This is a genomic window from Candidatus Nitrotoga sp. AM1P (assembly GCF_013168275.1).
Classification (GTDB): Bacteria; Pseudomonadota; Gammaproteobacteria; order Burkholderiales; family Gallionellaceae; genus Nitrotoga.
Genome location: NZ_AP019547.1, coordinates 2,630,261 through 2,641,776 on the forward strand (window position 1 = coordinate 2,630,261; position 11,516 = coordinate 2,641,776).

Sequence of the window (11,516 nt, forward strand, 5' to 3'; positions counted from 1 at the left end):
ATGCCAAAAATTGCTGAAATAGAAGACACGCCCAACCCAAATGCAGTGAAGTTTATGCTCAAGGAGCCACTAACATGGGGGATATCACATTCGTACGATAATGCCGAGGAGGCCAAATCCGATAAACTCGCTTCCGCATTATTCGATATCGAGCATGTGACCAATGTGTTTTATGTTGATAGCTGTCTAACGGTCACACAGGATGGTGAAGCCCATTGGCCTCAGTTGGCGCGCTTAATTGCCGTGCCACTTCGCGAGGCGCCTGCAGCAGATGAATCTTCTGAAGCTCTGGTTGCAGCGGCGGCCGTTGCCATCGCCGGTCTTAGTCCCGAGGATCAGGTTCGCTTCGATAAGATCAACGCGATGCTTGACGAAAAGATCCGTCCCTACCTGCGTAGCGACGGCGGAGACCTGCATGTAATCGGTTTCTCGGGCAATTTTCTCAGTGTGCATCTCCAAGGCGCTTGCGGTTCATGTCCGAGTTCGACATCGGCCACGCTCGTCAGTATCACGAGTCTACTTCGAACGATTGAACCGGACATAGAAGTCCTGTCTGTGTAGTTGTAATTTACAGTTTTCTTTCTGGCTTGTTCTTTAATTTGAGGTTGGTATAGAGCCGATAAACCGACAGAATAATTTGTAAGAACATATTTAATAGAGTTGGATGACTATATTTTATCCGCGAATGAATGGCCGCCACTATATGCAAACTTTAACTGCACCGGATTTAGCCGCATGGCTCTCGGATACAACGCGAGAAAAACCAGTATTGCTCGACGTGCGTGAGCCGTGGGAATTTCAAACCTGTCATATTGATGGGGCGTTAACGATGCCGATGAATACCATTCCCGACAAACTGTCGGAGCTCAATGCGGGGCAATCAATCGTCTGTATTTGCCATCACGGTATGCGTAGCATGCAGATTGCGGTTTTTTTAGAACAGAATGGTTTTACTCAAGTTAGCAACTTGATAGGTGGCGTTCATGCTTGGGCTCAGCAAGTCGATAGCACAATGCCAACCTATTAAATCAAGTATTGGCTACTTTTGGAGAATAAATTTTGGCAATATCTTTTTTCATTCAAGGCTTGCTACGTTTATTTATATCAAGCGCGAGGTTAGCGCATAGGAATAATTAAAAATGGAATTGGAATGAGTGACTGGGTGATGGTTGCGCGAGTCGGTGAACTTGCGCCTGGCGCGTGGCGAGTAGTGGATGTGGATGGCGCGCAGGCCGTGGTATTCAATCTTGAAGGCCAATATTATGCTATTGAAGACGTCTGCACTCATGATTCTGGCCGCCTTACTGGCGGCACGGTCGAAGGTGATCAGATCATTTGTCCACGCCACGGCGCGCGTTTCTGTATACGCACTGGCGAGGCGTTGACTGCACCTGCTTATGAACCGACTGCTACTTTCCCCGTGCGCATTGAAAACGACGAGATTCAAGTACGCGACAACCGCTGGGATTGATTCAAGTCTTATAGAGGCCAACATTGACAGGTAAAACACAGATGTCAGAACAACAGTTTACCGAGCAGGACTGGCGTCGGCTTTTGGTGAGTTTAGGGGAGGATCCCGATAGAGCCGGTCTGGTTGAAACACCGTCTCGCCTTGTTACTGCCTGGAAGCATTGGACTTCCGGATATACCCAAGATCCGGCAGAACTCCTAAAGGTATTTGAAGATGGAGCTGAGGAGTATAACGAACTCATCGTGATACGAGGCATCCCTGTCTATAGTCATTGCGAGCATCATCTGGCGCCTTTTTTTGGCAAAGCCACGATCGGCTATGTTCCTAACGGAAAAATAGTAGGTTTATCCAAGCTGACGCGCTTGGTCAATTGTTTTTCCAGGCGGTTACAGGTACAAGAACGGCTCACCATTCAAATTGCCAATGCTTTGATGACGCACCTGGAACCGAAAGCAGCGGGCGTGGTGATTCGCTGTCGGCATATGTGCATGGAAAGCCGTGGCATTAGCACCGAGGGAGAAGAAACCGTCACGTCAGCCATGCTCGGTGAACTTCAACCCAATCTGGCATTGCGTACGGAATTTCTTGCTTTAGCGCGCGAGGCATAATTTGAATCCAAAATCAAAATGAGTCTGCATCTCCCAATTTACCTGGACTATTCAGCTACTACGCCAATTGATCCGCGCGTTGCTGAAGCAATGATCCCCTATCTAACAGAGAAGTTTGGCAACCCGGCAAGCCCCCATACCTATGGTCAGGTGGCGGAGGAGGCGGTGGAACGCGCGCGTGAACAGGTGGCGGCACTGGTAAACGCCGACCCTAAAGAAATCATCTGGACTTCGGGTGCGACCGAATCCAACAATCTGGCACTAAAGGGCGCAGCACATTTCTACCAGAATAAGGGTAAGCACATTGTTACGATGAAAATCGAGCATAAGGCGGTGCTTGATACCGTGTGCGAACTGGAGCGGCAAGGGCTTTCTGCAACTTACCTCGATTCCGAACCGAATGGCTTACTTGATCTGGATAAATTCAAGGCGGCATTGCGTCCTGATACCATTATTGTTTCAGTAATGTATGTCAACAACGAAATCGGTGTGATTCAGGATATCGCAGCGATCGGGGAAATATGCCGTGAGCGTGGCATTCTGTTCCATGTTGATGCGGCGCAGGCTACCGGAAAAATAGTGATCGATCTGTTGTGCTTGAAAGTTGACCTGATGTCATTTTCCGCACATAAAACTTATGGCCCGAAAGGCATCGGTGCGCTGTATGTGCGGCGCAAGCCACGAGTGCGTCTGGAAGCACAGATGCATGGCGGCGGGCATGAACGTGGTATGCGTTCAGGCACCCTGGCGACACACCAGATTGTTGGCATGGGTGAAGCATTTCGCATAGCGCAAGCGGAAATGACAACAGAAAACGAACGCATCCGCACGCTGCGTGATAGCCTGTGGCGCGGCCTGTTCAGCATAGGGGACGTGTACCTGAACGGCGATTTTGAGCAGCGCGTATCGCATAACCTGAATGTCAGTTTCAATAATGTGGATGGTGAGTCGCTGACTAAGGCGATTGCCGATATTGCGGTATCCAGCGGGTCCGCTTGCACTTCGGCAAGCCTGGAGCCGTCTTATGTGCTACGTGGTTTGGGGCGCAGCGATGCATTGGCACGCAGCTCGATTCGGTTCACCGTGGGACGCTTCACTACCGAGGAGGAAGTGAACTTCACGATAGAATTGTTAAAAAATAAAATCAGCAAGTTACGTAACGAACAAGAGCCATCTATCTTGGTGCCCCAATAAATTCAGAATTCCAAGCGGGAAATCTTGCAGCTGAGTTGATCTATTGATTTGGCACGAATTGAATTTGATTGCCGTTCGTGCTGAGCTTGTCGAAGCATAAGAAGACATTCACATTTCGACAAGCTCAATGCGAACGGCTTTTGGGATAAACAGTGCCGGATCAATGGGCGGCGTGAATAAAGAGGTTGCACAATGAAAATTTATAATCTGTGGCGTACCCTTTCAAATCGCTGGCTATATCTGGCCGGGACGTTGGTCATTGCCGGGGTGTTTGGTACAGCGCTCTATCTGCAATATGTTCTGCATCAGGAGCCTTGCCCTTTATGCATGATCCAGCGCGTCATCTTCATTGCTATGTTAGTTTTGTTTGCTATTGCCACGCTGCATAACCCCAAACGTAGCGGTACGAAAGTGTATGGAGCATTAATAGTACTACTGGCATTGAGCGGGGTGAGTACTGCCAGCCGTCATATATGGCTTCAGCATTTGCCCAAAGATCAAGTACCTGCCTGCGGCCCAGGCTTGGAGTACATGTTGGGAAACTTCCCTATGGCAGAAGTGTGGCAGGAACTCATGCACGGCTCTGGTGAATGTGCCGCTAAAGGCTGGACGTTTCTTGGCTTGGGCATCCCGGAATGGTCTCTGTTTTTGTATGTGGTCTTGGGTGTATGGGCGGTGATGATCACATTTAGAAAGCCGATCTAATGCCTTCTGCAATAATGCTGACATACCTGCATCGGACAGTTAAATATTCTTGCATTCATTGCTTTTGCTAAGTATTTACTAGTGTTTTTTCTTTTAAATTTTTAACTTTTTATCAAAATCAACCAAAGGAACCAAAAAATGTCAAAACAATGGACAACACCTCCTGCAATGCTGATTGACCCTAATAAAAAATACACGGCTACTGTGGTCACTGAGCGCGGGAACATTGTGATCGAACTTTACCCGCAACATGCCCCGAAGACTGTGAACAACTTTGTTTTCCTGGTGCGTGAGGGTTTCTACGATGGCCTCATTTTCCACCGCGTGATCAGTGATTTTATGATTCAGGGCGGCGACCCCACTGGTAGTGGGCGAGGTGGGCCAGGCTATAAGTTTGAAGATGAGACCAGTGGCAATCCGCTCAAACATGGCACTGGATATCTTTCCATGGCCAACTCCGGCCCTAACAGTAATGGCAGCCAATTCTTTATTACCCACGGCCCCCAGCCTCACTTGGATGGCAAGCACACGGTTTTTGGTAAAGTTATCGAAGGCATGGATGTGGTCAATGCCATTAATCAAGGCGACGCGATGACCAAGGTGGAGATTAGCGAAGAGTAAAGTGTGGGAGGAGCGACTGGGAGTTGACACTTGACTACTTGTTGCTAATTTAATTCTTATCGTGGAAATGGACGAAATGCAGAGTCTGTCACGGTTTTGACGATGGAAATCGGATTGCCGAGGCGATGTTGGGCGAAGTTAATTTCGACTTGTGTGGTTGAATTTCCTATCCTTTGAACGTTGACGATTTCGGGTCGGTGCTGAATGCAGCCATCCTAGCAAGAAGGTCGTCAAGGAAGTGACTGAGCGTATCGGGAAGACTCGTCCGGCCGATCTGCGGAGGAGAGCATGAACGCGGATCGCCAATGCAGGGTTCGATGGACAGGTCATGGGCAGTACCCGCAGCGAAGAGGATCAGCTATCGGCAAGACCCACTACAGGCCCCACCATGAATGATCCGCTGGTTGAGAAGCTGCTGCAGGAATTGAAGCGCCGTCCTAGTCAGAAGGCCAGTGAATTGGCACAGGCGATAGGCGCTGACCGCAGAGAGGTCAACAAGCACTTGGTGCACACGCTCGCAGGCAAGGTACATCAGGATCAGGCGTACCGCTGGCGCTTACGAGATCACACCTCGACATCGGCGGGCCAGCAGCCAGCCAGCGCGGCTCCGTCGTCCGAGCTCGCGCGCCTTTGTCGGTACTACCTCGAATGCATCGGGCAAGACAGCGATGAGGGCGTCAGCACCTTCGCCGCCAATCGCTACGGTGAACCCGAGTACGCCGAACTGCCGGCCTTGCCGATGGCAGGGTTAGACTGGGATTGGTGGAACGGGCCTGGCGCAGGCCGGGTGCTTGGCAAGGTGCGGGCGGACAAGGCCAACCTCGTTGCATGGCTCGGGTATCCCGTGCGCTTGCGCAAGCATCGCACTGCCAAGTGGGAAGGGTTTTTCGTTGAGCCGGTGATGCTGTGGCCCATCGTGCTACCTGAAAACCCGGGTGACCCATACCGCCTGCAGGACGATCTGCCGAATGCCAACTTCGCGTTCCTCAGAAGCCTGGCGATGGGTGATGCCCAGCAGGTGGTCGAGGAGGCAGCACGCCTTGCCGACGAGTTGGGCCTGAACAGCCCACTAGAAGACCAGCCCGAGGTCGATGAACTGTTACACCGGCTTGCGGCCATCAGGCCCGACTGGGATTGGCGTGAAGGCCTGGACCTGGACCGTTGCTCCGAAGGGCTACCGCTGTCGGTGATCGACGAGGTCGGCATCTACAACAGGGCAGTCATCTTGCCGGGTAAGCGGTCTCCCTACACACAGGGCCTGGAATCCGAACTGAAGCAACTGAGCGACAAAGCAGGTACTGAGCTTGCTGGCACGGCGCTCAGCCACTGGCTGTCGGGCGAGTTCAAGAGCGCACCGGCGGCGGACACGCAACCTCTGATCGAAGTGCTACCGATGAACTCCGAGCAGCGTAGCGCGGTGTTGTCGGCTTTATCGGTTCCGCACACGGTGGTGACAGGCCCGCCGGGTACGGGCAAATCGCAGGTGGTGGCCAACCTGCTTGTGAACGCTGCGTGGCGCGGCATGAAGGTGTTGTTCGCCAGCAAAAACAACAAGGCGGTGGACGTTGTCGAGGCCCGGGTCAACGGGCTTGGCAATCGGCCCGTGCTGCTGCGCCTGGGTTCGAAGGAATACCAGGCGAAACTGGCAAGCTATCTGATGGCGATGCTTTCCGGCAAAGCGACGAAGGATGATGAGGTTAGCTATCAGGAGGGGCTGGAGCGCCACAAACAACTTGCTACGCGGCTGGCCCAGCTGGACCAGGTGCAGCAGCGCACGCTGGAGGCGCGCAACTTGGTGGACCGGTTGGACGCAGAGGCCGAGGGTTACCGTGCTCTGTTTGGCGCCGACATGTTCAACGCGTTGGATGCCGGCCTGCTGGCCAATGCCGACGCTGCAGTACCTGCGTACCTGCAGGCGATTGATGCGTTGGACCCTACCAAACAAGGCTTGATTAGCCGAATCGTGGGCGCCGTACTCCGCGGCTCACGGGTTACGGCGTTAGGCACTGCTGCTCAGCATCTCAAGCCCACGGCTGACCATCTTGGCGTCAGCTTGCCAGATCTGTCTGCTCAGCTAGACTTCCGCGCCATGCGTCGGGCTGCTGCATCGGTATCTGAGCGGGCGGTAGCAGGCAAGAAGGTGGTCGTCTATCAGAAGGCGCTTGAGGTGCTGCGCAGCAGCCCGGCGTTTGAGGACATCGCGCGCCAGCGCCAGGAGCTGACAGAGCAGGTGGCAGGCAATTCGACTGGTCTGTGGCGCGACTGGGTGCAGATGGCGCCCGCGCGTCTAACCGCGGCGCAGCGAAAGGAAGTTGCCGACTACGCGGCATTGCTGCAACTGATCACGGCACCCGACGGACAGAACGTTGGTGCTGCAGTCCGGAACAAGGCACGCGTCCTGCAGCACAAAGTGACGGCATTATTCTCTTGCTGGGCAGTGACATCACTCTCAGCGCGTGGAAAGGTGCCTTTCGAGGCGGGGTACTTCGACTTGGTCGTGATCGATGAGGCCAGCCAGTGCGACATCGCGTCGGCGCTGCCGCTGTTATTCCGCGCGAAGCGCTCAGTGATCATCGGCGACCCGATGCAGCTTCGCCACATCAGCGCAGTCACGCGGCAGAAGGAAGGTGAGCTGCAGCAGAAGTACGGCCATGTCGCGGCACGGGCGGCTTGGATGTACTCGGTGAACTCCCTGTATGACTTGGCGGTCGCAGTTGGCGCCACCGATCAAATCATCAACCTTCGAGACCATCACCGCTCGCACGCCGACATCATCGAATTTTCGAACTATACGTTCTACGAGGGCAAGCTTCGAGTCGCGACGCGCTACAAGAATCTGAAGCGGCCCCGCAACCGAGAGCCGGGCGTGATTTGGCAAGACGTGCGTGGCAAGACCGTCCGCCCTAGCAACGGCGGCGCCCAGAATGCGCGGGAGGCTTCTGCGGTGCTGGAGGTCTTGCACGACTTGCTGGTGGTGCGCGACTTTCGGGGCACGGTGGGAGTCGTCACACCATTCCGTGCGCAGGCGCAGCTGATGCAGGAACAGTTGGCACAGCATCCCGAGCTGGTAAATCTGGGTTCCCGCGCTGATCTACTGGTGGACACGGTGCACCGATTCCAGGGCGACGAACGGGACGTGATGATCTTTTCGCCGGTGATCTCGGCGGACGCGCCGCCAGGCGCCATTTCGTTCCTGCGCAGCAACGGCAACCTTTTCAACGTGGCCATTACCCGCGCGCGCGGGCTGCTGCACGTGGTTGGCGATCGGACCGTTGCTTCAGCGTCAGGCGTCAACTACCTGGCCAAGTTTGCCGACTATGTCGGGTGTCTGACTGCGGATGCCACCACTACCGCCGCAGTCGCCACGCCCAGTCTGGGTGCCGACTACCCTGCTGTTTCCAGGCCAGAGCGAGTTTCAGACTGGGAGCGGCTGTTCTACCGGGCTCTTTATCAAGCGAGGCTGCGCCCGATCCCACAGTTCACGGTCGAACAGTTCGATTTGGACTTCGCGGTCGTCGTAGGAAACCGGCGACTGAACATCGAAGTCGACGGGGAGCGCTATCACCGCAGCTGGACTGGTGAGCTGTGCTTGCGAGACCAGCTTCGCAATCAGCGCCTGATTGAGCTTGGCTGGGACGTCAAGCGCTTCTGGGTTTACGAGATCCGCGATCGGCTACCTGAGTGTGTAAAGCAAGTTCAAGACTGGGTGATATCTGCGCGAAGTCATCAAATGACAGTAGATCAAGATTTGACCAGGGCAGGATTTTAATGTTGATTTACACCACTAGGCTACGAGTTCAAGCCTAATCCAGGGCTCGCACGAAATGGTTGTATTATCGCTAGCAACAACTATGACAAATTGCACATATTTATTCATGGAGTCGCAATGTCTATTTTTCTATTTAGAGCCATTGAAATCAAGCAAGATGACGAAGGTGTTTCCTATATATTTTACGACCCATCGTTTGAGATTCGCATAGAAGCTCAGAACAATGCTGATGCGATCAATATCGGTATCAAAGAATTCATTAATCAAGAGCCAGACGCCAATGTCGATGAGTATGTCTTTGGCGCTAGTCTATATGCATAAACGAGTACGGTTAGATTGTGGCTCGCTGCGCGATCACAATCTAACCGTACTCGTTGGGCCGACGCTTGCAGTACGAACATCCTTACTTGAATTTCCATTTTTTCAGGAGCGCCTTGCCTTGTGGCGTAATGGTGTATTCGGCATCGACAATGTACTTTGGTATAGTGTTATCGTCTGGAGTCCATTCGCCTCGAATCATCTCTCCCTGCGTTAAGTAGCCATATTCCACAAGATGGTTTACCAAAAATGGCATCGCAACAACTTGGGTTCGACGCTTAGCTTCTTTCATAGCATTTAGGCCGACCCTTGTAAGGGTTTTGAGAATCAACTGACGTTTGATTTCAAGAAGTTCTTTTTCAGTTGCTCCCTTTCTATCGTGATAACACTGGTGGCAGATGCGGCACAGAACTAGTTTATTGTCATAGTTCTCAAATGATGAATTGTAAGTGCACGACGGTCCTTGTGACCGCAGTACGCACAAGCGCCTTCGGTTTCTAGGTACAGGAGATCGTCAGTTTTTGCCATTGTCGACTCGTTCTGCCCCACATGTATTGGAAAACACAACCCCGCGCCGTGCTGCCATGCTTCTACCCAGTGCTTCCAGTTGTATATGATCCAGCAGCTTTGCCGCTTGCGGCAATAGCTGCGCATTTTCCAGGGAGATGTGGCGGTCATGGACGGTGATGAAATGCTCTACCGATTTAATATCCAACTCCGCCGCGCGGCCTTCTGCAATACCAAGTAACAAAGGTCGCAACTGTTCCCACGCCGCATTGAGCACCTTGTGCTCGTCCAGCAAGCGCGCTATTAATTCGTGTACTTCTGCGTTTGGGGTGGTCAGCAGGCACGGGAATAAATCCTGTTCTTCGTCGTCATGGTGATTCTGCCCGGCGGTATCGAAATAGCGCAGGATGGCCTGCGCTGCTTGTTGTGCCTGCGCATCGCAGCCATGAGAGGAGAGGTGTTGCAGTAACTTGCGCAGCGTGGTGCACTGTGACTGTATTTTACCGTGACACGCTAACAGCATTTCCAGTGGGTTATCGAAGCTTGGAGCGAATGCGTCACCCAATAAGTCACTCATCTGTGTTCCTGTGCATTACAAACAACCACAAACGCGCCATGGTAACGGATCAAGAGTTAATTTTACCGTCACGATTCCGCGCATGCTTAATGGCTAGCTCGTAGATATCGACCAGGTCTTCTTCGCTGACGTCGATTATGCCATCCATTTGAGTTAGTGCCCATTCGATATCAGCCTGCGCGATTTGGACATGCTTAGACTGAATAGATGGCTGTAGCGCGGGTTGGGGAGTATGCCGCATCGGGTAATGCCGACCAGGTATAAGGTTATTGATAAACAGCGCCAGCACCAAGGAGATTCCGATATTCGCCAGCACGATGCATGCTACCCATGGCCAACCCATGGGTTGGAATTGTGCGCTGTATAACACTAACGAGAGCGCCGTGGCGGCAGCCGGTGGGTGTAGGCAATTCACAAAATGCATCAGAAATACTGCCAATCCCACTGCGCAGCCTGCGGCTAATATCGGGTCACTGAGGTGTTGGCCGCATAGCCAACCTGCTAATGACGAAACCAAATGGCCACCGAGTAAAGGTCGCGGTTGCGCCATAGGACTGTGCGGTACAGCAAAGAGAAGCACAGCAGAGGCTGCGATCGAACCCAGCATGACAAGTGGATAATTGGGCTGTGGCAGATATTTGAGTGCTACTCCCAAGAGCAGGATGCCAATTCCAGCCGCCAAGCCGCTGCGTATTTTCTCGGTGAATGGAACGGGCGCAGTATGTGCCTTAAAAGACAGAATAAATTCTTTAAAATTCATTGTGTTTGGTTTCTCTTCTGGTTAATTGTAAAGCATGATGTTTATGCACTGTGCGTAATAAGGGAGGAAAAATACTTAGTCGTCAAACAAATTCACCAACCCATCCAGTCCCACAAAGTTTAATGCATAACTGGCCTGTGCGAGTACTACCGGTTTGGCGTGATAGGCGATACTGACGCCGGCTTGTGCCATCATCTTGAGATCATTGGCGCCATCGCCCATAGCAATAACCTGTTCCGCTTTAAGCTTCAATTCATCGCGGATACGCATCAACCAATCAGCTTTACCTTGTGCGTCGAGAATATGCCCGAGTACTTTACCAGTAAGTTTGCCGTTGATGATTTCCAGTGTATTGGCATGCGCGTAGTCGAGACCCAGACGTTGTTTTAAGCGGTCGGCGAAAAAGGCAAAGCCACCTGACACCAACATGGTCTTGATCCCGTGTTCTTTTAGTTTGGCCAACATGATTTCGGCACCGTTATTGAGCTGTAGACGCTCGTCATATACGCGTTGCAATGCACTTTCTTCCAGCCCAGCCAGCAACGCTACACGGCGCCGCAGGCTTTCACTGAAATCCATCTCGCCACGCATCGCGGCTGCAGTGATGGCCGCTACTTGCGGTTTAATGTCGACCATATCGGCGACCTCGTCGATACATTCTATGGAAATGAGGGTGGAATCCATATCCATCACTACCAGACCAAAGTCTGATAAATGCTGGCTTGGGCGGACAAAGCCATAATCGAGTTGGTGTTCGTGACAATAGGCAGCAATGGCATCATGCGGCTTGGCATCATATAGTCGATAGGCGTGTGCCGAGGTCTGTTCAATGCGGGATGCGGTGGTCAGCCCGGCAAGATGGTTCAAATGAGCTGGAGCGATGTCTTGAATGCCTTGAATAATGAAGTTCATGTGCTTATAAAATGTTATTTGAGCGCGATGAGAAAAGACGGCTTGTCATTCCCTCAAAGCGATATGGCAAAGGT

At 52.5% G+C, this 11,516-nt stretch carries 13 protein-coding genes; 10 read left to right on the forward strand and 3 right to left on the reverse strand.

The genetic code is table 11. From position 1 onward, the window contains the following. The 10 genes from W01_RS11955 to W01_RS12000 all read left to right on the forward strand — a co-directional run bounded on the left by W01_RS11955 (position 1) and on the right by W01_RS12000 (position 8,903). Positions 1–561, forward strand: a complete 561-nt coding sequence (locus W01_RS11955; RefSeq protein WP_173055004.1) for a NifU family protein — start codon at positions 1–3, stop codon at positions 559–561. 142 nt (positions 562–703) lie between these two features. Next, the gene (locus W01_RS11960) at positions 704–1,027 is read left to right on the forward strand and encodes a rhodanese-like domain-containing protein (protein WP_173055006.1); all 324 of its coding nucleotides are present in this window, start codon (positions 704–706) and stop codon (positions 1,025–1,027) included. A gap of 123 nt (positions 1,028–1,150) precedes the next feature. Next, on the forward strand, positions 1,151–1,471 hold the full coding sequence (locus tag W01_RS11965; RefSeq protein WP_173055008.1) for a non-heme iron oxygenase ferredoxin subunit: 321 nt from the start codon (positions 1,151–1,153) through the stop codon (positions 1,469–1,471). A 41-nt stretch (positions 1,472–1,512) separates the two neighbouring features. Continuing rightward, the gene (gene folE / locus W01_RS11970; protein WP_173055010.1) at positions 1,513–2,079 is read left to right on the forward strand and encodes a GTP cyclohydrolase I FolE; all 567 of its coding nucleotides are present in this window, start codon (positions 1,513–1,515) and stop codon (positions 2,077–2,079) included. A gap of 18 nt (positions 2,080–2,097) precedes the next feature. Next, positions 2,098–3,273 (forward strand): IscS subfamily cysteine desulfurase, encoded by a 1,176-nt coding sequence (locus W01_RS11975; RefSeq protein ID WP_173055012.1) that lies wholly within the window; start codon positions 2,098–2,100, stop codon positions 3,271–3,273. Positions 3,274–3,465: 192 nt separating this feature from the next. After that, complete coding sequence (locus W01_RS11980; protein WP_242006957.1) at positions 3,466–3,978, forward strand: disulfide bond formation protein B; 513 nt, start codon at positions 3,466–3,468, stop codon at positions 3,976–3,978. 138 nt (positions 3,979–4,116) lie between these two features. Then, positions 4,117–4,599, forward strand: coding sequence for a peptidylprolyl isomerase (locus W01_RS11985; protein WP_173055014.1), 483 nt, complete (start codon positions 4,117–4,119; stop codon positions 4,597–4,599). Between the two features lie 388 nt (positions 4,600–4,987). After that, entirely contained in the window at positions 4,988–8,368 is a 3,381-nt protein-coding gene (locus tag W01_RS11990) for an AAA domain-containing protein (RefSeq protein WP_173055016.1), read from the forward strand. Positions 8,369–8,485: 117 nt separating this feature from the next. Continuing rightward, positions 8,486–8,689 (forward strand): hypothetical protein, encoded by a 204-nt coding sequence (locus W01_RS11995; RefSeq protein WP_173055018.1) that lies wholly within the window; start codon positions 8,486–8,488, stop codon positions 8,687–8,689. Continuing rightward, positions 8,682–8,903, forward strand: coding sequence for a hypothetical protein (locus tag W01_RS12000; RefSeq protein ID WP_173055020.1), 222 nt, complete (start codon positions 8,682–8,684; stop codon positions 8,901–8,903). Before W01_RS11995 ends, W01_RS12000 begins: the two co-directional genes overlap by 8 nt. Positions 8,904–9,200: 297 nt before the next feature. On the opposite strand, the gene W01_RS12005 is transcribed toward W01_RS12000, so the two are convergent. The 3 genes from W01_RS12005 to serB form a co-directional block, all read right to left on the reverse strand. Beyond that, positions 9,201–9,770, reverse strand: coding sequence for a hemerythrin domain-containing protein (locus W01_RS12005; RefSeq protein ID WP_173055022.1), 570 nt, complete (start codon positions 9,768–9,770; stop codon positions 9,201–9,203). 49 nt (positions 9,771–9,819) lie between these two features. After that, the gene (locus W01_RS12010) at positions 9,820–10,530 is read right to left on the reverse strand and encodes an HPP family protein (RefSeq protein ID WP_173055024.1); all 711 of its coding nucleotides are present in this window, start codon (positions 10,528–10,530) and stop codon (positions 9,820–9,822) included. 75 nt (positions 10,531–10,605) lie between these two features. Then, positions 10,606–11,442: a phosphoserine phosphatase SerB gene (serB, locus tag W01_RS12015; RefSeq protein WP_173055026.1), complete on the reverse strand. Its 837-nt coding sequence runs from the start codon at positions 11,440–11,442 to the stop codon at positions 10,606–10,608. Positions 11,443–11,516: the final 74 nt, after the last annotated feature.